Origin of the sequence: Synechococcus sp. KORDI-49 (assembly GCF_000737575.1) — a bacterium.
Lineage (GTDB): Bacteria > Cyanobacteriota > Cyanobacteriia > PCC-6307 > Cyanobiaceae > Parasynechococcus.
On record NZ_CP006270.1, the window covers coordinates 2,107,206 to 2,127,905 of the forward strand.

General features: G+C 60.7%; 22 protein-coding genes. 11 read left to right on the forward strand and 11 right to left on the reverse strand.

Annotated elements, in window-relative coordinates:
- Window positions 1-2: 2 nt before the first annotated feature.
- Both KR49_RS10755 and KR49_RS10760 read right to left on the reverse strand, forming a co-directional pair.
- The gene (locus KR49_RS10755; RefSeq protein ID WP_043695196.1) at window positions 3-1,688 is read right to left on the reverse strand and encodes a SulP family inorganic anion transporter; all 1,686 of its coding nucleotides are present in this window, start codon (window positions 1,686-1,688) and stop codon (window positions 3-5) included.
- Window position 1,689: 1 nt separating this feature from the next.
- On the reverse strand, window positions 1,690-2,094 hold the full coding sequence (locus KR49_RS10760) for a vitamin K epoxide reductase (RefSeq protein ID WP_253912755.1): 405 nt from the start codon (window positions 2,092-2,094) through the stop codon (window positions 1,690-1,692).
- 138 nt (window positions 2,095-2,232) lie between these two features.
- On the opposite strand from KR49_RS10760, the gene KR49_RS10765 reads away from it, so the two are divergent.
- The 4 genes from KR49_RS10765 to KR49_RS10780 are packed head-to-tail and all read left to right on the forward strand — an operon-like array spanning window position 2,233 to window position 7,055.
- Window positions 2,233-3,171: a DnaJ C-terminal domain-containing protein gene (locus KR49_RS10765; RefSeq protein WP_043695199.1), complete on the forward strand. Its 939-nt coding sequence runs from the start codon at window positions 2,233-2,235 to the stop codon at window positions 3,169-3,171.
- 47 nt (window positions 3,172-3,218) lie between these two features.
- Window positions 3,219-4,220 (forward strand): porphobilinogen synthase, encoded by a 1,002-nt coding sequence (gene hemB / locus KR49_RS10770; protein WP_043695202.1) that lies wholly within the window; start codon window positions 3,219-3,221, stop codon window positions 4,218-4,220.
- A gap of 59 nt (window positions 4,221-4,279) precedes the next feature.
- A complete protein-coding gene (locus KR49_RS10775) occupies window positions 4,280-4,660 on the forward strand; it encodes a VOC family protein (protein WP_043695205.1) in 381 nt (126 codons plus the stop codon).
- Complete coding sequence (locus KR49_RS10780) at window positions 4,623-7,055, forward strand: endonuclease MutS2 (RefSeq protein WP_052378238.1); 2,433 nt, start codon at window positions 4,623-4,625, stop codon at window positions 7,053-7,055. Before KR49_RS10775 ends, KR49_RS10780 begins: the two co-directional genes overlap by 38 nt.
- An 8-nt stretch (window positions 7,056-7,063) precedes the next feature.
- Here the strand turns inward: KR49_RS10780 and KR49_RS10785 are convergent, their stop codons facing one another.
- Window positions 7,064-8,293 carry an ABC transporter ATP-binding protein gene (locus tag KR49_RS10785; RefSeq protein ID WP_043695208.1) on the reverse strand — a complete coding sequence of 410 codons (1,230 nt, stop codon included), beginning with the start codon at window positions 8,291-8,293 and terminating at the stop codon, window positions 7,064-7,066.
- 59 nt (window positions 8,294-8,352) lie between these two features.
- Here KR49_RS10785 and cgtA point away from each other — a divergent pair, with 59 nt between their 5' ends.
- Both cgtA and KR49_RS10795 read left to right on the forward strand, forming a co-directional pair.
- The gene (gene cgtA / locus KR49_RS10790; RefSeq protein WP_043695210.1) at window positions 8,353-9,342 is read left to right on the forward strand and encodes an Obg family GTPase CgtA; all 990 of its coding nucleotides are present in this window, start codon (window positions 8,353-8,355) and stop codon (window positions 9,340-9,342) included.
- 80 nt (window positions 9,343-9,422) lie between these two features.
- Window positions 9,423-9,605 (forward strand): hypothetical protein, encoded by a 183-nt coding sequence (locus KR49_RS10795; RefSeq protein WP_043695217.1) that lies wholly within the window; start codon window positions 9,423-9,425, stop codon window positions 9,603-9,605.
- A 33-nt stretch (window positions 9,606-9,638) separates the two neighbouring features.
- On the opposite strand, the gene KR49_RS10800 is transcribed toward KR49_RS10795, so the two are convergent.
- The 4 genes from KR49_RS10800 to KR49_RS10815 all read right to left on the reverse strand — a co-directional run bounded on the left by KR49_RS10800 (window position 9,639) and on the right by KR49_RS10815 (window position 13,468).
- Window positions 9,639-9,857: a Calvin cycle protein CP12 gene (locus KR49_RS10800; RefSeq protein WP_043695220.1), complete on the reverse strand. Its 219-nt coding sequence runs from the start codon at window positions 9,855-9,857 to the stop codon at window positions 9,639-9,641.
- A 106-nt stretch (window positions 9,858-9,963) separates the two neighbouring features.
- Window positions 9,964-11,862 carry an ABC-F family ATP-binding cassette domain-containing protein gene (locus tag KR49_RS10805; protein WP_043695223.1) on the reverse strand — a complete coding sequence of 633 codons (1,899 nt, stop codon included), beginning with the start codon at window positions 11,860-11,862 and terminating at the stop codon, window positions 9,964-9,966.
- Window positions 11,859-12,497, reverse strand: a complete 639-nt coding sequence (locus tag KR49_RS10810) for a DUF2301 domain-containing membrane protein (RefSeq protein WP_043695226.1) — start codon at window positions 12,495-12,497, stop codon at window positions 11,859-11,861. The genes KR49_RS10805 and KR49_RS10810 overlap by 4 nt, the downstream gene beginning before the upstream one ends.
- Window positions 12,494-13,468 (reverse strand): glutathione S-transferase C-terminal domain-containing protein, encoded by a 975-nt coding sequence (locus KR49_RS10815; protein ID WP_043695229.1) that lies wholly within the window; start codon window positions 13,466-13,468, stop codon window positions 12,494-12,496. Before KR49_RS10815 ends, KR49_RS10810 begins: the two co-directional genes overlap by 4 nt.
- Before the next feature lie 64 nt (window positions 13,469-13,532).
- On the opposite strand from KR49_RS10815, the gene KR49_RS10820 reads away from it, so the two are divergent.
- Complete coding sequence (locus KR49_RS10820; protein ID WP_043697371.1) at window positions 13,533-14,459, forward strand: aspartoacylase; 927 nt, start codon at window positions 13,533-13,535, stop codon at window positions 14,457-14,459.
- A 2-nt stretch (window positions 14,460-14,461) separates the two neighbouring features.
- On the opposite strand, the gene KR49_RS10825 is transcribed toward KR49_RS10820, so the two are convergent.
- From KR49_RS10825 to KR49_RS10835, 3 genes are all read right to left on the reverse strand, one after another.
- A complete protein-coding gene (locus tag KR49_RS10825) occupies window positions 14,462-14,833 on the reverse strand; it encodes a hypothetical protein (protein WP_043695232.1) in 372 nt (123 codons plus the stop codon).
- Window positions 14,830-15,234 (reverse strand): hypothetical protein, encoded by a 405-nt coding sequence (locus KR49_RS10830; RefSeq protein ID WP_156957181.1) that lies wholly within the window; start codon window positions 15,232-15,234, stop codon window positions 14,830-14,832. The genes KR49_RS10825 and KR49_RS10830 overlap by 4 nt, the downstream gene beginning before the upstream one ends.
- A gap of 93 nt (window positions 15,235-15,327) precedes the next feature.
- Window positions 15,328-15,663, reverse strand: a complete 336-nt coding sequence (locus tag KR49_RS10835; protein WP_043695239.1) for a hypothetical protein — start codon at window positions 15,661-15,663, stop codon at window positions 15,328-15,330.
- A 384-nt stretch (window positions 15,664-16,047) separates the two neighbouring features.
- Between KR49_RS10835 and psbA the strand changes: the two genes are divergently transcribed.
- Complete coding sequence (psbA, locus tag KR49_RS10840; protein WP_043694721.1) at window positions 16,048-17,127, forward strand: photosystem II q(b) protein; 1,080 nt, start codon at window positions 16,048-16,050, stop codon at window positions 17,125-17,127.
- Window positions 17,128-17,417: 290 nt separating this feature from the next.
- On the forward strand, window positions 17,418-17,783 hold the full coding sequence (locus tag KR49_RS13395) for a DUF2237 family protein (RefSeq protein WP_071839735.1): 366 nt from the start codon (window positions 17,418-17,420) through the stop codon (window positions 17,781-17,783).
- On the opposite strand, the gene KR49_RS13400 is transcribed toward KR49_RS13395, so the two are convergent.
- Window positions 17,780-18,103, reverse strand: coding sequence for a Nif11-like leader peptide family RiPP precursor (locus KR49_RS13400; RefSeq protein WP_071839772.1), 324 nt, complete (start codon window positions 18,101-18,103; stop codon window positions 17,780-17,782). The genes KR49_RS13395 and KR49_RS13400 overlap by 4 nt on opposite strands.
- Before the next feature lie 332 nt (window positions 18,104-18,435).
- Here KR49_RS13400 and KR49_RS10845 point away from each other — a divergent pair, with 332 nt between their 5' ends.
- Window positions 18,436-19,467, forward strand: a complete 1,032-nt coding sequence (locus tag KR49_RS10845) for a helix-turn-helix domain-containing protein (protein WP_043695241.1) — start codon at window positions 18,436-18,438, stop codon at window positions 19,465-19,467.
- 29 nt (window positions 19,468-19,496) lie between these two features.
- Entirely contained in the window at window positions 19,497-20,429 is a 933-nt protein-coding gene (locus tag KR49_RS13405; protein ID WP_371257630.1) for a helix-turn-helix domain-containing protein, read from the forward strand.
- The last annotated feature ends 271 nt before the right edge of the window (window positions 20,430-20,700 follow it).

Below are 20,700 nucleotides of genomic sequence, written 5' to 3' on the forward strand. Positions count from 1 at the left end.
ATTCAGCGTGGCGGAGCGATGAATTCCTCAGCGCGTCGGAGCGCCTCACGACGATCGGTCATGGGCGCGTTGATGCCGAAGGCCATCAGCCTTGCCCGTAGCCGTTCATTGGCACCCGCGACGATCGCCAGCCGACCGAGGGACTCAGCCTCCTTGACCATCCGTTCGATCGCCAGGGAGGCCGTCACCCCCATGCGCGGGACTTCACTGATGTCCAGGATCAACACCTTGTAGTTCCTGATCAGTCCCATCCGGGCGCTGATCCCCTTGGCGGCTCCGAAACTCATCGGTCCCCGCAGCCGGAACAGCATCAGAGCATCGCCGCAGCGACGGATGCCGTTCTTCTCCTGCTCAGAAAGGTCCGAGGGCAGTGCCGCCTCCCCGTCGTGGGGATTGTCCTCATCCATCCCAGCGAGCTGGGCCTGGGTGATGGAGTCGACGGTGAGCAGATTGGCGACGAACATCCCGACCAGCACCCCCCAGATCAGGTCCCAGAAGACAGTCATCAGCAGCACGCCGTGCATCAGAACCGCTGTTTTGGTGGACAGCCGGTGGGCCCGCAGCAGGAAGCCCCAATCGATGATGTCCAGTCCAACCTTGATCAGGATCCCTGCCAGCAGAGCGGTGGGAATCTCTGCCGCAAGCGACCCCGCCCCCAGCAGCACCAGCAGCAGGACAAGAGAGTGGGTCATCCCGGAGATCGGTGTCTCTCCGCCGGATTTGATGTTGATCACCGTGCGCATCGTGGCCCCTGCTCCAGGCAGCCCTGAGAGGAAACCGGCTGCGGAGTTCGCGATCCCCTGGCCGATCAGCTCCCGGTTGGAGTCGTGATTGGTCTGGGTGATGTTGTCGGCCACCAGCGAGGTCAGCAGCGAGTCGATCGCCCCCAGCAGGGCCAGCACCAGGCCTGCCTTCACCAGTTCGGGAAGATGACGACTGAAATCAGGCATCACCGGACGCAGGCCACCATCGGGAATCGTCCCGATCCGCGTCAGAGGCTCGAGGTCCAGATCCCTCAGCCGGTCGTCGCTGAACAGGAGCAGCGACAGCGGGGTCACGACCAGCAGGGCCAGCAGAGGCGACGGGATCCATGCCCTGATCCGTGCCGGCGTGAGAAACACCACGGCCAGTGTCATCAGCCCGACGGCGATGGCGGCGGGGTTCGGCGTCGGGTCAGACAGCAGGGTGCCGAGAGACTCCACGACTCCGCCGCGGGTGCTCACCCCGATGAAAGGCCCCAGCTGAAGCACCAGGATGATGGCGCCGATCCCCGACATGAAGCCGGACACCACGGAGTAGGGCACCAGCGTGATGTAGCGACCGAGGCGCAGAACGCCCAGAAGGGCCTCGAAGAGACCTCCGAGCACCACGGCAGCCATCACGAGCGGCAGCATTTCGCCGGCGGAGAGATCTCTGGAGACCCCCACCGCAGCAAGGCTTGACACCACACCTGCCACCGTGACGCTCATCGGCCCGGTGGGTCCGCTCACCTGAGCGGGTGTGCCGCCGAACAGGGCCGCGAGGAAGCCGGCGACGATGGCTCCGTACAGGCCGTAGATCGCTCCGCCCGGTCCGAGCGCTGCGTTACCGAAGGCGAGGGCCAGCGGCAGTGCGACCACGGCTGCGGTGACACCACCGAGCAGATCCCCCCGCAGATTGCGTCGATGCAGACCGTGGATCAGCGCCATCTCAGCGCAGTCCGGTCCAGGTGCTCAGGGCCTCGAGAGACTGGACGCCCTCGCGCCGTTGACCATCCGAGAGAACCCAGGTCGGATAAGCGCGGATCCCCGCTTCTCGGCAGGCTTCCGCCTGCGCGGGGAGGGTTTCAGGCTTGCGGCATTCCACGTAGGGCACCTCGGCACCGGCCTGCTTGCCGAACAGATTCATCTGGCGGAAGCAGGCAGGGCACGTCCAGGCCCCGAAGAAGCGGGCTCCGATGCTGCGCAGATGGTCGACGAGCTGCAGGGCCTGCTCGCTCGAATCGCGGAGGGGCTCACCGATGGTTCCGCTCCATTCCTTGGCGTCCAGCGGGGTGGTGCTGAAACTCAGCCCGAGCGCCATGCCGGCCAGCAGAGTCTTCACGCGCGGCGTCATGCCATCGGACCTCAAGTTTTTAGAAGCTAGGTCGATCGTCGCCGTTCGGGCTTCCCTCCATCGTGAACCCGCACCGAACACCCGTCGCTTGGGACACTGTCAGGGTTGTTGGGATGGTCGGGAGACAGGCGCACCGCCATGGCCGGCAGTGGATACAAGGATTACTTCCAGGTGCTCGGGGTCGAGCGCAGCGCTGACGCGGATGCGATCAAGCGCGCCTTCCGCAAGCTTGCGCGGCAGTACCACCCTGATGTGAACCCTGGAGACAAGTCAGCCGAAGCGCGGTTCAAGGAGATCAGCGAGGCGTATGAGGTGCTCTCGGATCCAGACAAGCGTCAGCGCTACGAGCAGTTCGGCCAGTATTGGAGCCAGGCCGGAGCCGGGGGCATGGGAGGTGGTGCCCCGGGTGCCGGATTTGATGTGGATTTCGGGCGCTACGGAAACTTTGACGACTTCATCAACGATCTGCTCGGTCGTTTCGGTGGTCCTGCCGGTGCAGCCGGATTTCCCCGGGGTGCTCAGGCGACCCGCTCGCCCATCAACCTGGACGCCGAGGCCAGTGTCTCCATCGGTTTTCTGGAGGCGTTCCGCGGCACGGAGCGCACACTCTCAGTCAATGATGAAAGGGTTCAGGTGCGCATTCCTGCAGGTGTCCGCACCGGATCGCGACTGCGGCTGAAGGGAAAGGGCAACCTTCAGCCGGGGACAGGACGCCGAGGCGATCTCTACCTGAATCTTTCCGTGGCGGATCATCCCGTCTGGCGTCTCGATGGAGATCAGCTGCGCGCAGACCTGCCCGTGAGTCTCGATGAACTCGCCCTCGGCGGCACGGTGCCGGTGATGACCCCGGATGGCGAAGCCAAGATGACGATCCCCCCTGGAACTCCTCCCGGCCGCAGCCTGCGGTTGCGGAACAAGGGATGGCCCGGCCGGAGCGGGCGGGGAGATCTCCTGTTCTCGCTGGTGCTGGAACTGCCGGGCCAGTGGTCGGATGAGGAGCGACGTCTGCTTGAGCAGCTGCGCGTGCTTCGGTCTGAGGATCCACGGCGCAGCTGGCTGACGTCCGCCAGCCTCTGAACACAAGCCCCCCCAGCCCTACGATCAACGGCTGGTTCCCGGGTCAGATGGAGCTCACCTACCGCCCCCGACGTCTGCGTCGCACTCCCGCTCTTCGAGCCATGGTGCGGGAAACAAGTCTGTCGGCGGCTGATTTCATTTACCCCCTGTTCGTGCACGAAGGAGTGGGCGTTGAACCGATCGGCGCCATGCCGGGTGCGAACCGCTGGAGTTTGGAGCAGCTCAGCGGGGAGGTGCAGCGGGCCTGGGATCTCGGCGTCCGCTGCGTCGTGCTGTTTCCGAAGGTGGCCGAGGGATTGAAGACCGAGGACGGGGCCGAGTGCTTCAACGAGAACGGTCTGATCCCACGGGCGATCCGTCAGCTCAAGAGAGATGTGCCGGAGATGGCGATCATGACCGATGTCGCCCTGGACCCCTATTCCTGCGATGGCCATGACGGCATCGTGAGCGAGCAGGGCATCGTGCTCAACGATGAGACGATCGAGCAGCTCTGTCAGCAGGCCGTGGTGCAGGCGGCAGCAGGCGCGGATCTGATCGGACCCAGCGACATGATGGACGGGCGTGTCGGAGCCATCCGGGAAGCTCTCGATGACGAGGGTTTCGATCAGGTGGGCATCATCAGCTACACCGCCAAATACTCGTCCGCGTATTACGGGCCCTTCCGGGAGGCGCTGGACTCTGCCCCAAGGGCTGCGGGCAGCAAACCGATCCCGAAGAACAAAGACACTTATCAGATGGATCCCGCCAATGCTCGGGAAGCGATCACGGAAGCCCAGCTCGACGAGCAGGAGGGCGCCGACATCATGATGGTGAAGCCGGGTCTGGCCTATCTCGACATCATTCATCGGCTGCGGCAGGAGTCGGAGCTGCCGATTGCCGCCTACAACGTCAGCGGCGAATACTCGATGGTCAAGGCTGCTGCCGAACGTGGCTGGATCGATGAACGGGCTGTGGTGCTGGAAACGCTGCTGAGCTTCAAGCGGGCCGGAGCTGATCTGATCCTCACTTATCACGCCTGCGATGCGGCCGGCTGGCTGAAGGGCGGCTGACCTGTCAACGGTTCGGTCACATCACTCTTCAGAATGTCCCCTTCAGTGAGCCTCCCCTGATGGCATCGGTGGATCGTCTCGGCCATGTGGCCATCCGCGTCCAGGACGTCACCCGTGCCGTGGCCTTTTACGAGGGGCTGGGCATGCGCCTTGTGTGGAAAGCGGACGACTGGTGTTATCTCGAGGCAGGGCCCGGGCGCGACGGGCTTGCCCTGCTGGGTCCGGATTACAAGGCTGCCGGCCCCCACTTCGCCTTCCACTTCCGTGACCGCGACGACGTGGATCAGATCCATCAACAGCTTCAGCAGTCCGGTGTGTTCGTGGGGTCTGTGCATGACCACCGCGATGGCACGGCTTCCTTCTACCTGAAGGATCCAGACGGCAACTGGCTGGAGATGCTTTATGAACCCCCCGGTGGCATTCCTTCCAACTGCAGCTGACGCCCCCGTCGAGCGGGATCGTGCTCTGCAGGAGACGCTCGGGCTCCTGGAATGGCCGCGGGTCTGCGAGCACCTCTCCGGGTTCGCGTCCACGGCGATGGGACGCGTTGCTGCACGGTCCCTGTCGCTGCCGGCTGGCCTTGCCCAAAGTCGAACGGCTCTGAAGGAGACCGTGGAACTGGTGACCCTCGATGATCTGAGCGAGGGAGGGATCAGCTTCCGAGGCGTACGGGATCTGCGGCCGGTTGTGTTGCGTTGCAGCAAAGGCGGCACCGCATCCGGGGAGGAGCTGCTGGCGGTGGCGGAGACCCTGGCAACCGCACGGCGGCTTCGGCGGCAGATCGATGAACCGGAGCTTCGACCGGCGTGCAGCGATCTGATCGCTGCGATGGTGACCCTTCCGGAGCTGGAGCAGCGGCTGAAGTTCGCTCTCGAGGAGGGCGGACGTGTGGCCGACCGCGCCAGCGCTCCCCTGGCGGGCCTGCGGCGGCAATGGGACGGTCTGCGGCAGGAGCGTCGCGACAAGTTGCAGGATCTGCTGCGGCGTCTCGGTCCGTTGCTGCAGGACACGGTGATCGCACAACGCCACGGGCGTCCTGTGCTGGCGGTCAAGGCCGGAGCGGTGGGACAGGTGCCGGGGCAGGTGCATGACAGTTCGGCCTCGGGCAGCACCCTGTTCGTGGAGCCACGTTCCGTGCTCGCGATCGGCAACCGGCTGGTGGACATTGAGGCCCGGATCCGTGAGGAGGAGCTGCGGGTCCTGGCTGAGCTGAGCGAGCGGGTGGCGGAGCAGGAGCAGCCGCTCAACGTTCTCAATGGAGTGCTGCTTCGGCTGGACCTGGCGCTGGCTCGAGGCCGTTACGGTCGCTGGCTGGGAGGATCGGTGCCCCAGCTGGAGGACCGGCCGGAGGCGCCGTTCCGGCTGGAGAACCTGCGCCACCCCCTGCTGGTTTGGCAGGAGAAGCATGACGAAGGCCCGGCTGTGGTGCCGATCTCGGTGGAGGTGTCTGAAGAGCTGCGGGTCGTTGCGATCACTGGTCCCAACACCGGCGGCAAGACCGTGACCCTGAAGAGCATCGGTCTGGCGGCCCTGATGGCCCGCGCGGGCATGCTGCTTCCCTGTTCCGGGCAGCCGTCGCTGCCGTGGTGCGCTCAGGTGTTGGCGGACATCGGTGATGAGCAGTCCCTGCAGCAGAGCCTCTCCACCTTCAGCGGCCATGTGAAGCGGATCGGTCGCATCCTGGACGCGTTGCAGCAGGGGCCCGCCCCGGCTCTGGTGCTTCTCGATGAGGTGGGTGCAGGCACCGACCCCAGCGAGGGCACCGCCCTGGCGACGGCCTTGCTGAAGGCTCTCGCGGATCGGGCCCGGCTCACGATCGCCACCACCCACTTCGGTGAACTGAAGGCACTCAAGTACGGCGATGGCCGTTTTGAGAACGCCTCGGTGGCTTTCAACCCTGAGACGCTCTCACCCACCTATGAATTGCTGTGGGGCATCCCCGGGCGCAGCAATGCCCTGGCGATCGCCACCCGGCTTGGCCTCGACCGGCAGGTGCTGGATCAGGCCCAGGAGCTGCTCGCTCCAGCCGGAGATGGAGAGGTCAACAGTGTCATCCGTGGTCTCGAGGAGCAACGGCAACGCCAGCAGGCCGCGGCGGAGGATGCCGCGGCACTGCTGGCCCGCACCGAGCTGCTGCATGAGGAGTTGCTGCAGCGCTGGCAGCAGCAGAAACAGCAGTCAGCGGAGCGCCAGGAGCAGGGCCGGCAGCGTCTGGAGCGTTCGATCCGTGACGGTCAGAAGGAGGTGCGCACCCTGATCCGTCGGCTGAGGGACGGCCAGGCTGATGGTGAGACGGCCCGGCGGGCCGGCCAGCGCCTGCGCAAGCTGGAGGACCGTCATCGGCCTGAACCGGAGCGCCGGGCGCACGCTGGATGGCGGCCCCAGGTGGGAGACCGCATCCGTCTGCTGGCTCTCGGGAAGGCTGCTGATGTGCTGGAGATGTCAGACGATGGTTTGCAGCTCACCGTGCGTTGCGGCGTGATGCGCAGCACCGTGGAGCTGGCGGCGGTAGAAAGTCTCGATGGCCGCAAGCCGGAGCCGCCGGAGGCGGTGGTGAAGGTGAAAGCCCGGACGCCATCAGGAGGCGGCGGTCAGGTGCGCACGTCGCGCAACACGGTGGATGTCCGTGGTCTTCGGGTTCATGAAGCGGAGGCTGCCGTGGAGGAGCACCTGCGCTCTGCGTCCGGTGCCGTCTGGGTGATCCACGGGATCGGGACCGGGAAGCTGAAGCGCGGCCTGCGGGCCTGGCTGGACACGGTGCCCTACGTGGAACGCGTCACCGATGCGGACCAGGGCGATGGTGGACAGGGCTGCAGCGTGGTCTGGCTGCGCTGAGGGAGCCTTCAGAGACGGGGAAGCTGTGGTTCTTCGGGTGAGCTCCGGGCAGGTTCCGGTGGGCAGATGGCATCGCCTTCGGCGTCAAACAGCCGCCAGCCCTGGGGATCGGGATCCAGGTGCAGCCTTCCTCCCACGATCACCGCAAGGTCCGCCTCGGTGCGCACCGTCACCAGGTGACCGCCATGGAGCAGCTGACAGGTGATCAGCTGCTCGTTGCCCAGCACTTCGACATGACGGATCTCCGCCGGCAGGTTGCGATTGGTAGAAGGGGCGACCCTCCAGCCTTCCGGCCGCAGCCCTGCCGTGAGCACCTGCCCCTCCAGTGCGGGGAGTGCCTCGGCCATCGGCCCCTCCACCGGCAGTCGACGATCCTCCAGCAGCAGGGTGGCTGCGGGTGCCACCGTGACCGGCAGCAGGGCCATCGGCGGGCTGCCGATGAACTGGGCGACGAACAGATTCGAGGGCCATCGGTACAACTCCATGGGAGTCCCCAGCTGCTGCAGGTATCCCTGATTGAGCACGGCGATGCGATGACCCATCGTCATCGCTTCGACCTGATCGTGAGTCACATACAGCGTCGTGGTCCCCAGCTGTTTCTGCAGCTCGACGATGCGGGTCCGGGTGCTGTTTCGCAGCTTGGCATCGAGATTGCTGAGCGGCTCGTCCATCAGAAAGACCTTTGGCTGCCGGGCCATCGCACGTCCGAGAGCGACCCGCTGTTTCTGGCCACCGGAGAGTTCCTTCGGCAGTCGATCCAGCAAGTCCGTCAGTTCCAGCGACTCAGCCACCTCCCCCACGCGCGTTTCGATGCGTCGCTCGCGGGGACTGGGCACCTGCAGGCAGGGCGGCAGGTGGCGAGCACTTCGGTGCAGCTGATCCTGCAGACGCTGCAGTGGCGGCAGAGAGCGGCTGCGTCGCAGCCCGAAGCTGAGGTTGTCCCGGACGCTCAGATGCGGATAGAGCGCGTAGCTCTGAAACACCATGGCCACATCCCGTTGGGCCGGCCGCACCCTGCTGACGGGTCGATCACCGATCAGGATCTCTCCGGCGGATGGGAGTTCAAGTCCTGCCAGAAGACGAAGAAGCGTGCTTTTGCCGCAGCCGGAAGGTCCGACAAGCACGAGAAACTCACCGTCCTCGATCATCAGATCAAGGCTTCGGATCACGTCGACGGGGCGGCCCCCTCGTCGGCCTGGGTAGCTCTTGCAGAGGGCTTCGAATCGGACGCCGGCCAAGCGTTGGGACTGCAGCCACCTGATCCTAGGGTTGTGGATTCGACCCACCCGGCGCCACCGTGCAGTTCATCGATCAGGCACGGATCACGGCTCGAGGTGGCCGCGGCGGCGACGGGATTGCGGCCTTCCGACGCGAGAAGTACGTGCCGGCAGGTGGACCTTCCGGCGGTGATGGCGGTTACGGCGGACATGTCGTGCTGGAGGCCGATGCCAATCTCCAGACTCTGCTGGACTTCAAATACAAGCGTCTGTTCGCTGCCGACGACGGCCGGCGCGGTGGACCGAACAAGTGCACCGGGGCCTCAGGGCGTGAACTGGTGGTGAAGGTCCCGTGCGGGACGGAAGTGCGACATCTCACCACTGGAATCCTGCTCGGCGATCTGATCAACGGCGGTGAACGGCTGGTGGTCGCTTTCGGCGGGCGCGGAGGGCTGGGCAATGCTCATTACCTGAGCAACCGCAATCGCGCTCCCGAAAAATTCACCGAGGGTCGCGATGGAGAGGAGTGGCCGCTTCAGCTTGAGCTCAAACTGCTGGCCGAGGTCGGCATCATCGGCCTGCCGAATGCCGGCAAAAGCACCCTGATCGCCGTGTTGTCAGCCGCTCGCCCCAAAATCGCCGACTATCCATTCACCACCCTGGTCCCGAATCTCGGGGTCGTGCGACGACCGAGCGGTGATGGAACTGTCTTCGCTGACATCCCAGGACTCATCGCCGGTGCCGCTCAGGGAGCCGGGCTTGGCCACGACTTCCTGCGCCACATCGAGCGCACCCGATTGCTGATTCATCTGGTTGATGCCGGGGCAGACGATCCGATCGGCGATCTGCGGGTGGTGGAGAACGAGCTGGAGGCTTATGGCCATGGGCTCGTGGAACGACCCCGCATCCTGGTGCTGAACAAACAGGAACTTGTTTCCGACGATCAACTGCCTGAGCTGGTCGGTGACCTCGAAGGGGCCAGCGGCCGTTCCGTGTTGTGCGTCTCAGCAGCGATGGGGAGCAATCTCGATGCTCTGCTGGAGCGCGTCTGGCGCGAACTGGGGGTCTGATGCTCCGTGTCGGCCGGCACATCTGAAGTTGTGAGGCCGGTCACTCCTCGCCATAACGGAGTTGGCATCCAACAGCCGCCATGACTTTTTACACCTGCTTTGACGACAAAGGCGAGATCATCGCCCGTTGTCAGACCCAACAAGAAATAGATGTGCTGCGCCGCATGGGGCGCCCGATCGCTGAGGTGAAGGCCATGAAGAATGAAGAGTCTGTGGTCTGCAGCCTTACCGGCAGCCCCTCGGACTTCAACGAGGAGATCTGATTCGCAGATCCCCTGGTCGTTCGACCTGACTGATCAGTCGTCGTAGACCCGGCACTCATCGGCGTCCGGGTTGGCCTCGCAATGGAGCTCCAGGGACGTCGGGTCGTGGGAGTCCTCGGGGTGGTGTTCCTTGTACTCCTCGAGAGAGTGGAGTTCATCTTCGAGGTGACGGACCTTGGCCTCATCGCCTGCGGCTTTGGCCGCTTCGATCTCGGACTTGTCCTTGTTGATGTGCTCGTCGATGGATTTCATGGAATCTCCCCGATGCCGCTCACCACATTACGACCCATCTCAAGGGTGAGTGCGGTCGTTTTCGTTTGCGGCAGTTCCCTGACATCGCCGCCCTGGCCCTGTGAGATCAGGGTCTCAGTTCGCTCAGCTCAAGCCAGCGTTCCTCTGCCTGTTCGATGCTGCTGATCAGTTCGGCGAGCTCGATGCTGAGCCTGGCCACCTCGGATCCCTCACAGGTCAGCTCCCGTTCCAGGGCCGTCCGCTTGGTCTCGAGTTCAGGGAGCTGCTGATCCAGCGATGCCAGTTCCTTCGATTCCTTGAAGCTGCGGCGACGGGGCTTCTCCTCGTCACCTCTGTCCCTGGAGTCCTTTCGGGATGGAGGAACTGCGGCACTGGTCTGCTGTCGCTCCTGCTGCCGCTGCTGGTCGAGGAATTCCGAGTAGTTGCCTTCGAAGCGTTGCAGCCGGCCGGCTTCGAAACAGAACAGACGGTCCACCGTGCGGTCGAGGAAATAGCGGTCGTGGGAGACCACGATCACGCAACCGCGGAAGTCTTCGAGAAAGTCCTCCAGAACGCTCAGCGTCTGCACATCCAGATCGTTGGTGGGCTCATCGAGCAGCAGCACATTCGGAGCCTGAATCAGCATCCGGCAAAGGGTCAGGCGCCGCCGCTCGCCCCCGGAGAGTTTGGCCAGGGGGCTGTGCTGCTGCGCTGGTGGAAACAGAAACCGCTCCAGCAGCTGAGAGGCGGTGAGCTGCTCGCCTCCGAGGTCGATGCGGCTGGCAGCCTCCTCCACGAATTCGATGACCTTGCGCTCCAGTCCCTTGCCCTTGGTGAAGTCCTCGGTGTGCTGGTCCAGATAGCCGATGTGGACGGTTTCCCCAAGGCGCAGGGAGCCGTGGGTGGCACTGCGGCGACCGGCGATCAAATCCAGCAGCGTGGATTTGCCGCTGCCGTTCGGGCCGATGATCCCCACCCGGTCCTCGGGGCTGAAGCTATAGGTGAAGTCATCCAGAAGCCTCCGGCCTTCGGCACTGCCGTCGGTGCTGACCCCCAGTCCCTCGGCTTCGATCACCAGCTTGCCGATGCGTCGGCTGACGCTGGTCATCTCCAGTTTTCCCCGGGCCTGCACCGGTTGTTCTTCCCGCATGGTTTCGATGCGCTGCAGGCGAGCCTTCTGCTTTGTGCTGCGTGCTTTCGGGCCCTGGCGCAGCCAGGCCAGTTCCCGCCTCAGCACCCCCTTGAACTTGGCCGCCGAGGAGGCTTCAGACGCCTCCTCGGCGGCCTTGTGCTGCAGGTAGGTGCTGTAGTTGCCCTGATAGGTCCGCGCCCGGCCTCGGGCCACTTCAACCATCCGGCGGGTGATTCGGTCGAGCACGTAGCGATCGTGGGTGACGAGCACCAGGGCTCCCGGGTAGCGGTCCAACCAGCTCTGGAGCCACTCCACGGCAGTGGCGTCCAGGTGGTTGGTCGGTTCATCCAGCAGCAGCACGTCCGGGCACGCGACCAGGGCTGAGGCCAGTCCGACCCGTTTGCGGTAGCCGCCGGAGAGAGCTTCCACAGGCTTCTGCAGGTCGCTGATTCCGAGTTTCTGAAGCACCTCGCGGCACTGCTGCTCCAGGCTCCAGGCCTCTTCCTCATCCATCCGCTGGCTCAGGTCGCCCAGCTCGGCCAGCAGCGCTTGATTCTCGGGATCAGCTGCCACGGCCTCACTCAGGGAGCTGAAGCGAAGCAGCAGATCACGCTTGGCACCACATCCCTGCAGCACCTGCTCCAGAACCGTGAGTCCGGGTGTGACGCGGCTGTCCTGCCCCACCAGCTCCACCCGCAGCCGCGGTGAGCAACGCCGTTCCCCCTCTCCGAGGGGTTCCTGGCCGGCCAGCACCTTCAGCAGCGTTGATTTGCCCGCTCCATTCGGGCCGATCAGTCCGAGTCTCTCCCCCTCTCCGATGTGGAGATCCAGCTCAGCGAACAGGGTGCGGATGCCGAAATCCTTTCCGGCCCCCACCAGGCTGATCAGACTCACGGGGTCCCGGCAGACAGCTGACCGTCCAGATAAGCAAAGACGCTCTTGTCGCCGACATCCGCAGCGGCTTCGATGCCGAATTTCCGCAGAGCCAGCACGACCAGAAGCAGGCCGGCAACACCCACCAGCACCAGCCCGGATTCGTCGCCGAGCAGACCGACGAGACGACCCAGCAACGCCAGGGGAAGCAGCAGAGTGAGACCGATCGCCTCCGGTCTCTGGAAGCAGAAGAATTCCTTGAAGCCGATTCCCGCCAGGGCCGCGAAGAGTGGCCCGACGGCCAGGATCCAGAGCGGCCTGCCGGCCAGTGTGGCGAGGGCATCAGCAGGTCCCGCTGTGATCAGCAAGGCCCCCCATCCGGCACATCCCAGCAACCAGAACAGCTGGAGTGCGCGGTGCAACGGCCTCAGGTAGATGTGAATCCACTTCAGTGCCAGACCGATCCCGGCGGTCAGGGGCAGCAGCCACAGCCAGGCCCAGGATCCTCCGAGGGCCCACCAATGCAGCACTCCTCCGCTCATCGCCAGGCCCGAGATCAGAAGGGCGATGCGGTAGCGCTGCACCTCCCGGCGATCCTGCTCGTTGATCGTGTACGGGCCGTAGACACCGTCGAACTGGGGGTCGGCCGTGCTCATGCCTCAGGGATGGTGCTGTTCACCAGTGTGCTCAGCTCCGGGCCGGCTGGAACGATGCCCCCTGGATTGAGGGGAAACAGGGCTCCGAAATAATCCTGACGCCAGGCCTTGGCATCGCAGGTTTCAGCCACTCCGGGCAGGTCGTGGAAGCGCCTGCGCCAGGCCCATAGATGCGGAAACTGCCAGAGGGGTCTCCGGCTGCAGCCGAAGAGAGGGGAATAGACCAGTTCCCAACGGATCAACGTTGGGAAGAGTCGGACATCCGCCAGGGTCAGGGTCTCGCCGCACAGCCACGGACCCCTCTCCGCCAGCGCCTGCTCCACCTGTTCCAGAGCCTCGAACAGAGCTGTTTCAGCACGGTCGTAAGCCAGCTGGCCCCGGGCGAAACCGCAGCGGTAGACACCGTCGTTCACCGCCGGCTGCAGCAGGGTCTGCCACCGCTGGATCATCTCCTGATGATCAGGAGGATCGAGGTCCGGAGCATCCTCGGAGGCGGGCCAGCGGTTCAGCAGCTCCACCAGCTGTGCACTTTCGTTGCCGAGAATGCGTGGTCCCTGGGGATCCACCAGAGCCGGCACCGTGGCCCGATGACTTGGTGGTGCCGAGCAGGCTCTGTAGAGGTCCAGCAGGCTGCTGCAGCCGAGCCAGGCCGGATCCAGTTGCCAGCGTCCTGCGCGGTGATCAGCCGTCGCCATGAGCACGGTCAGGCTGTCTCCCAGACCTCTCAGGCGATGCACCAGCCAGGTGCGATGGGCCCATGGACAGCTGCGGCCGATGATCAGATGGGGCCGCTGCTGTTCGGAGCGGCCCCTCAGCTGCGCTTGGTCGGGTCGTTCAGCCTCGAGATGATCACTGACCGGCCGGCAGTAGTTCCCAGCAGCATCAGCAGGACCCAGGCCTCCCATCAGCCGGCTCCATTGCCATCGCCACCCTGAGCGGGCGGCCATCACCACGATCGGAGGGATCGACATCGTCAGGATGTTTGCCGCCAGTCTGGAAGCCCATGCTTCAGTCGTGCAGCAGCGTGTGCCCCTGATGACGGCGTCGGACGTTCTTCTTGTGGCCGGGACCCATGGCAACGAGGTGAACGCGCCATGGCTGCTGGAGGCCTGGCAGAGGACGCCTGATCTGATGGATGCCCATGGCCTCACGGTTCAGCCGCTGATCGGCAATCCCGATGCGCGAGCGGCCAATCGCCGGTACATCGACCGTGATCTCAACCGCAGCTTTCTGCCGGAACGTTTCGCCTCTGATGAGAGTGAAGCGCTGGAGCTTGCCCGGGCCCGGTCCCTGGTGCAGCTGCATGGTCCACACGGCACGCATCCCTGCCGGGTGGCCCTCGATCTGCACAGCACCACGGCGGCCATGGGCAGTTGTCTGGTGGTTTATGGCCGTCGGCCTGCTGATCTGGCTCTGGCGAGCCTCGTGCAGGGTGCGCTCGGACTGCCGGTGTATCTGCATGAGGCTGATGATCGTCAGACCGGTTTCCTCGTGGAGTGCTGGCCCTGTGGTCTGGTGATCGAGGTGGGTCCGGTGCCGCAGTCGCTTCTGGATGTTCGGATCGTTGAACAGACCCGTCTGGCGGTGGAAACCTGCCTGGCCTCTCTGGCAGCAGCGCGCAGGGCGGCAGGGCGTTACCCACGACAGCTCGTGGTGCATCGCCATCGCTGCAGCCTGGATCTGCCGAGACGTGACGGGAATCAGATTTCAGGCCTGCTGCATGGTGATCGTCTCGGCCGGGACTGGCAGCCGCTGGCGTCCGAGGACCCTCTGTTCGTTGAACTCTGCGGACAGGGGCTGCCGGCGATTCAGGGCTTCGATGGCGAGATGGGCGATGTTCCCGTGTTCATCAATGAGGCCGCTTACGCCGAGAAGCGAATCGCTCTGTCGCTGACCCGGCGGGAGGTTTGGCCTGTGGAAGACGCCTGGCGGACGGCCCTCGAGCAGTTGCTGAAGAGCTGAGTTCAGCGGGGAGGTCCGTTGTAGATCTCTGCTTCCACCTGACGTCCGTCAGAAGAAATCTTCAGTTCGGTCTCCACGGTCGGAGGTGCGCCGGCCTCCTGCCAACCGGGAGCACCACCGTCGAACCGGAAGGTGTAGCCGTCGTCGGTGCTCACGAGACAGTCACCTCCACCGACGCTTGTCCCGTACATGCAGCGGGCCGCGCGGTAGCGGCTCAGTCCACCGTTGATGGCCTCGGCACGCATCCGAGCCACATTCACAGCTCTCTGCCGGGCATCGGACACCTGGGCTCTGGCTTCCTGAACGGGGCCGAGGCCGAGGGGCAGGCTCGCTCCGATCAGAACGAGTCCGAGGGATCGGCTGAGGAAACTCATGGATTATCCGGTGGCATCACCGGAGGAGAGCTGTTCCCCTTTGGTAGCAGCGGTCCGTTGTAAGAGACGTCCAGAATCCGATCGCCGTCTGGTGAGACCAGAACTTCGGTCACCAGGGTCGGTTGCGGCGGAATCTGCTGCTGCCAGCCGGGTGCACCGCCCCTGAAGCGGAAGAGGAATCCCTCATCCGTCGAGGAGATCAGGCAGGCCTCTCCCCGAAGAGCATGCATGCACTGATCGGATCGGTACAGACGTAATCCGCCGTTCAGTCGCTCGGCCCTCATCCGGGCCAGATTGGCCGCCTTGGTCTGGGCAAAGGGGTAGTTGTTGGACTGGGCGATGGCCATCGACCCAGTCACAGCCAGTCCCAGGCTGACAAGCAGAGCAGGGAACGGACGCATCGGAGCACTTGCGATGTGCCGTCACTCTGCTGCTGGAGCGGTGGGATGCATCCCCGCGGCTGGGACATAGGTGTGTCCGGATGCGCCTGTCCATCAACCGCAGGCCCAGACCCCCGTCCCTTCCTTGCTGCAACTGAGGTCACTGCGTTGACCATCGGCCCAGTACAAGCGGAGCCTGTCGTCGTCGCTTCCGATGCGAAGCGTCAGCGATTGGAGCGGACCTGCCGGAGTCCTGGCGTCTTTCGGGGCGGCTCCCCTGCTCTGATCCTCGAGGCGTCTCTCCAGCTGATCCAGGCGAAGCTCCAGTCTCCTGAGGGCATCGTCGGAGCCAGCGCCTGTTCTGGACTGCTCTGCGCCTGGTGTTGGAATCCATCCACGCTGACACCCGCCGAGCAGCAGAAGTCCGAAACAGAGGGCTGCAACAGACATCGGCCTGGAGACGCGAGAAACCATGGTCCGGAGAACGGTTGATCCAGGCTCTCAGCAGATCGCCGCTTGCACCAGACGTTCACTCCAATAAACCGTGGCTCCCTGGGCCTCGAGCTCATGGCGGCGATGCCGTGCCTGGGAAAGAGGAACGGTTTCCTCCAAGCGTTGCCCTGAATGGAGCCAGCGGATCAGAACCAAGACGCATCCCGAAGGGGGTAATCAAACCTTAAGACTTTGTGAGCCCCCCTGTCCTGGCCTGGGGTGTGCCGTCGGACCCCGCGCAATGTCCGCACATACACCGCAAACTTCCGTTACATTGGATGGAGGCAGGGCATCCCTGCCCTTCCTTAAACCGTCCCTTCGGGGGCACTTCTTTCCGTTCTCATGACCACCACCATCCAGCAGCGCTCCGGCGCTTCTAGTTGGCAGTCCTTCTGCGAGTGGGTCACCTCCACCAACAACCGTCTGTATGTCGGTTGGTTCGGTGTGCTGATGATCCCCACCCTGCTGGCTGCCACCATCTGTTTCGTCATCGCCTTCGTCGCCGCTCCCCCGGTCGACATCGATGGCATCCGCGAGCCTGTCGCTGGCTCCCTGATCTACGGCAACAACATCATCTCTGGTGCTGTTGTTCCCTCCTCCAACGCCATCGGCCTGCACTTCTATCCCATCTGGGAAGCTGCATCCCTCGATGAGTGGCTGTACAACGGCGGTCCTTTCCAGCTGGTTGTCTTCCACTTCCTGATCGGCATCTACGCCTACATGGGCCGCGAGTGGGAACTCTCCTACCGCCTGGGCATGCGCCCCTGGATCTGCATTGCCTACAGCGCACCTGTCGCTGCAGCCTCTGCTGTCTTCCTGGTCTACCCCTTCGGTCAGGGCTCCTTCTCTGACGCCATGCCCCTGGGCATCTCTGGCACCTTCAACTACATGCTGGTGTTCCAGGCTGAGCACAACATCCTGATGCACCCCTTCCACATGCTGGGCGTCGCAGGTGTGTTCGGTGGATCCCTGTTCTCCGCCATGCACGGCTCCCTGGTGACCTCCTCCCTGGTGCGTGAAACCACCGAGACCGAGTCCCAGAACTACGGCTACAAGTTCGGCCAAGAGGAAGAGACCTACAACATCGTGGCTGCCCACGGTTACTTCGGTCGCCTGATCTTCCAATACGCCTCCTTCAACAACAGCCGTAGCCTTCACTTCTTCCTGGCTGCCTGGCCTGTTGTCGGCATCTGGTTCACCGCCCTGGGCGTGTCAACCATGGCCTTCAACCTGAACGGCTTCAACTTCAACCAGTCCATCCTTGATGGTCAGGGCCGCGTCCTGAACACCTGGGCCGACGTGTTGAACCGTGCCGGCCTCGGCATGGAAGTGATGCACGAGCGCAACGCTCACAACTTCCCCCTCGACCTGGCTGCTGCTGAGTCCACTCCTGTGGCTCTGCAGGCACCTGCCATCGGTTGATCTGGAATCAACCTGTTCCTTCTGGAACAGACCAAACGATTCAGATCAACTGAATCGGAAAGCCCTCACCGCAAGGTGGGGGCTTTTTGTTGTGACAGGATCAGTTCGCATGCAAAGCACAAGACTGCACCAGCAGCGATGCGCAAAGTCAATCATGTGCAACAGCAGAATTGTGTGGCACTGTGAGTGATTATTCCGATTGATTGTTGGAGTGCAGGACAACTATGAAGAACTAGCTTTGCCTTGAATCATTTTGCTTCAACGCTTGATTCCGATGAGGGAATAGATTAATGCTGATTAACGTTCTGGGAGAACCTTTGCTGCCATGTGGCTGCAAGCCAATGACTGGTTGGTATCTTGATGGATTTTGCAGAACCGATGCTTCTGACCTGGGGCAGCATGCAATTTGCAGTGTAATGACTGAGAAGTTTTTGTTATACACTTATTCTCAGGGAAACAACCTAACAGATCCCAACCCGATGTTTGATTTCCCCGGACTTATTCCAGGAAATCATTGGTGTTTATGTGTATCTCGATGGGAACAGGCAAGGGTTGATGGAATGGCGCCGCCTGTGATTCTCAAGGCAACTGACTTCTCGGTATTAAAGACAATTCCACTTGAGATCTTAAGCGATTATAGTTTCGTTAATTGCTAATACCTGTGTCCGGATCGGAAGTCGTATTCCTCTTGCTTCAAATTCGAAGAGCTGCAGGTGGTTTGCGCATAGTGGATTAGCTTTTTGAAGCCTTTTGGGACCAGTCCGGGGCATAAATTTCCTGTCTCGATTGCTTTTGGGCAGAAATAGACCCCTTTCCAGCGATTAATAAATCGGCCTTTGATTTCATCTGAAAAGTTGAATCCACTTAGTGAAGCGAAGTTAATTATTTCGAGTGGATTCAAGGTTTTTAATTGTTCTCGAAAAATCTTGTCGGTTCTTGCCCTGCTGATAAAAGCATTCAATTCAGAGTGCGACATTTTGAGATAGAGCTTTGTCGAATTCACTATTACTTCGCTTTCGATTCAAAGTTCAGCAAAAAATCCAAGATTCCAAGTCATAGATTTTCAATTCAAAAGCTATTCAATATGCAAGTTCGCAATGTCGCAATGCTGCTCTTTGCTCCAGCAGGCAAGAGCAGGGTGGGAGGGGCTGACGATGGAATGCGATTCAAAGAACTCAGGCAGCTTTCCTTGGCCTACCTGCCGATGCCGTTGCTTCATTTAAAGTTACAGAAGTCTATAGCGCTCTGAATTTCGATTAATATAAATGAATATTATTGCGCGACTGCTGATTTTTAGCAGCTCTAGGCATGAAAGCGCGAAGAGCAAAAGAATACATATTTATGGATCCATTAGGCATGGAAGAGTATTGTCAAAGTCACTATGCAGACTACTATTCGAAATCAAATTTCTCTTGTAATGTCACTCAATTGAGCAGAGGTGAGCTTTTGACCAGCTCGATTTGTGCTCCGATCAATAATGTTCACTTGGAGATTTTCAAATCAAATCAGACTCTCCTTTACGAAGAAGATGCTAACCAAAATTCGGTTGCGTTTTGCTGGATTGATCAGACTGATCAATTAGCGCCTGCTAACACAATTATTGGTGGGCACAGAATGCGTAATTTGAGCATTGCAGGGTTTAATCGTCTAAATAAAACGGGCGGCAATACATGGGATATTGTCGGAGCGAACACTGTTCTGTGTTGCATGAGTTTGAAATGGGAGAAGCTTAAGGGGCAAATAGATAAGATGAAGGCTTATAATGCGTTCGCTAAACTTGAGGAATGCGTCGGAATTGACTCGGAAGGGGCAGCCAGTACTCAATTGAAAAAGCTGTTTGGCAAGCATTTCAAGCATGGGGTGAAATGCGCTGAGCCTTTTTATGACTTAGCAATTGCATTTCTCGAAGACTCTGGCAGTGGAGAAAATATTTTTACTTCAAGGTCTGATCAGACAGATTTAATTGAAGATTTGGTCAAGCTTCTGCACGAAGATAGGCCTGGTTTGCCTCCATTAACGATTAGCCAAATTACTCAATACTTGGACTTGGAGGAGAGGTCGTTGAGTGAGGTGTGCCGGTCAAGTTTTGGTATGAGCATTCTGGAATTAATCAAAAGTATACGGCTTGAACAGGTTAAAAAATCATATTCAAATCCACATGTTCCTGAGGGCCTGCGCCGCTTTACGATGAAAAAAAATGCACTTTACTATGGCTTTCAAGATTGGAATGCATTTGAGCGATTGTACTTTAAAACTTTCTGCGAAAGTCCTGAACAAACAATAGATAAAGTCAGTAAGACTAATGTACTGATTTCCGATCTTTTGAGGTTGAGAAAATAATGAAATTCATACTTACTTACAATGATCCTATGCATCTGTCGGAAACGTTGGCTGAACTTGGGCAAACCACTCGGATCACGCAACTTGAAGTTGGCGAAGGTACTTATCGTATGAGTCATGCCAATGCGCCAGGAGTATCAATTGCTGAAATAAAGGCGTCAAAAACTTTATTGTATGAGGGTTGGGGGACTGATTGGTCGGTGGATTTCAATTGGATCACGCCGCTAAAACCCTCACCAGCGGAACCACTTGGATACTGTGAGGGGTATGAAATGAAGGCGAATAGTATTGGAGGACTCAATACTTTGAATACATCGGTCGGAAGTTCATGGGGGAAATACAGTGAATTATGCAGCTCAACTGCTTGCATGCTGGACAAAACGACTCTAATGGAGACGTTGGAGGCCTGTAATGCGAATGAAGCTATTCATAATTTGTTGACCAATAGAGGGCTTGACGTGGATACGACTGCAAGTATTCAACTTCGAAATCTTGCCAGAAGAGAAATGGAAAAAGGAATTCTAAATCCAGCAAAATACTATGATCTTATTGCGTGCTGTCTGGAGGAGGGGGCGCAAAGGCCTTGTAAGAAGAGTGAATTGAAAAACCAGCAATTACTCTCGGAAATTGTGCGTCTTTCCCATGAAGCAAAGAGAATGCAGTCTCCAATGTCTTTGGCTGATGTTTGTGAATACTTGGATGCTGGTCAGGCATCTCTCTACCGTGTGTGTCAGGAGTATTTTGGAATGGGCATCATTGAAATGATGATGCAAGTGCGATTGGAAGAGTCAAGGCGAGCCTTGCTGGCGCGCAAAGGCCTCGCTGATTCAGCTGAAACTACAATTCGGGATGTAGCGGTCCGATATGGATTTAAGCATCCAGGGCGGTATGCAAGACGATACTTCACCAGTTTTGGTGAACTGCCAAGTCAGACACTTGAGCATTCTCAGCTTGTTTATTGATCAATCATGGCCAGGCTCGCACTCGCGGTATGGAGCCGCGATTCGCCCGAGCTGCGTTTGTTTAGCTTTGTGACCGGCCAGGAAGGGGGTATCCACTTCTTATCAAAGTGGGTAGGATTGGCTGAGCCGTCTCCCCAGCAGTTGGTTCTTCGGCGGGTCAAGCTACTGGTTTCAGGATGAAAAGGGTCACCTTTGAGCTCAGTGATGAGCTCCACAAAAAACTCAAGCTCCTGTGTTACACGGAGTCGGTATCGATAGGTCATATCCTTCG

What these genes read in the sequence shown, in the direction of transcription:
- KR49_RS10755 (WP_043695196.1), bottom strand. Translation starts at nt 1,688, where the DNA reads ATGGCGCTGATCCACGGTCTGCATCGACGCAATCTGCGGGGGGATCTG.
- KR49_RS10760 (WP_253912755.1), bottom strand. Translation starts at nt 2,094, where the DNA reads ATGACGCCGCGCGTGAAGACTCTGCTGGCCGGCATGGCGCTCGGGCTG.
- KR49_RS10765 (WP_043695199.1), top strand. Translation starts at nt 2,233, where the DNA reads ATGGCCGGCAGTGGATACAAGGATTACTTCCAGGTGCTCGGGGTCGAG.
- hemB (WP_043695202.1), top strand. Translation starts at nt 3,219, where the DNA reads ATGGAGCTCACCTACCGCCCCCGACGTCTGCGTCGCACTCCCGCTCTT.
- KR49_RS10775 (WP_043695205.1), top strand. Translation starts at nt 4,280, where the DNA reads ATGGCATCGGTGGATCGTCTCGGCCATGTGGCCATCCGCGTCCAGGAC.
- KR49_RS10780 (WP_052378238.1), top strand. Translation starts at nt 4,623, where the DNA reads ATGAACCCCCCGGTGGCATTCCTTCCAACTGCAGCTGACGCCCCCGTC.
- KR49_RS10795 (WP_043695217.1), top strand. Translation starts at nt 9,423, where the DNA reads ATGACTTTTTACACCTGCTTTGACGACAAAGGCGAGATCATCGCCCGT.
- KR49_RS10800 (WP_043695220.1), bottom strand. Translation starts at nt 9,857, where the DNA reads ATGAAATCCATCGACGAGCACATCAACAAGGACAAGTCCGAGATCGAA.
- KR49_RS10810 (WP_043695226.1), bottom strand. Translation starts at nt 12,497, where the DNA reads ATGAGCACGGCCGACCCCCAGTTCGACGGTGTCTACGGCCCGTACACG.
- KR49_RS10815 (WP_043695229.1), bottom strand. Translation starts at nt 13,468, where the DNA reads ATGTCGATCCCTCCGATCGTGGTGATGGCCGCCCGCTCAGGGTGGCGA.
- KR49_RS10820 (WP_043697371.1), top strand. Translation starts at nt 13,533, where the DNA reads ATGACGGCGTCGGACGTTCTTCTTGTGGCCGGGACCCATGGCAACGAG.
- KR49_RS10825 (WP_043695232.1), bottom strand. Translation starts at nt 14,833, where the DNA reads ATGAGTTTCCTCAGCCGATCCCTCGGACTCGTTCTGATCGGAGCGAGC.
- KR49_RS10830 (WP_156957181.1), bottom strand. Translation starts at nt 15,234, where the DNA reads ATGCGTCCGTTCCCTGCTCTGCTTGTCAGCCTGGGACTGGCTGTGACT.
- KR49_RS10835 (WP_043695239.1), bottom strand. Translation starts at nt 15,663, where the DNA reads ATGTCTGTTGCAGCCCTCTGTTTCGGACTTCTGCTGCTCGGCGGGTGT.
- psbA (WP_043694721.1), top strand. Translation starts at nt 16,048, where the DNA reads ATGACCACCACCATCCAGCAGCGCTCCGGCGCTTCTAGTTGGCAGTCC.
- KR49_RS13395 (WP_071839735.1), top strand. Translation starts at nt 17,418, where the DNA reads ATGCTGATTAACGTTCTGGGAGAACCTTTGCTGCCATGTGGCTGCAAG.
- KR49_RS13400 (WP_071839772.1), bottom strand. Translation starts at nt 18,103, where the DNA reads ATGTCGCACTCTGAATTGAATGCTTTTATCAGCAGGGCAAGAACCGAC.
- KR49_RS10845 (WP_043695241.1), top strand. Translation starts at nt 18,436, where the DNA reads ATGAAAGCGCGAAGAGCAAAAGAATACATATTTATGGATCCATTAGGC.
- KR49_RS13405 (WP_371257630.1), top strand. Translation starts at nt 19,497, where the DNA reads ATGCATCTGTCGGAAACGTTGGCTGAACTTGGGCAAACCACTCGGATC.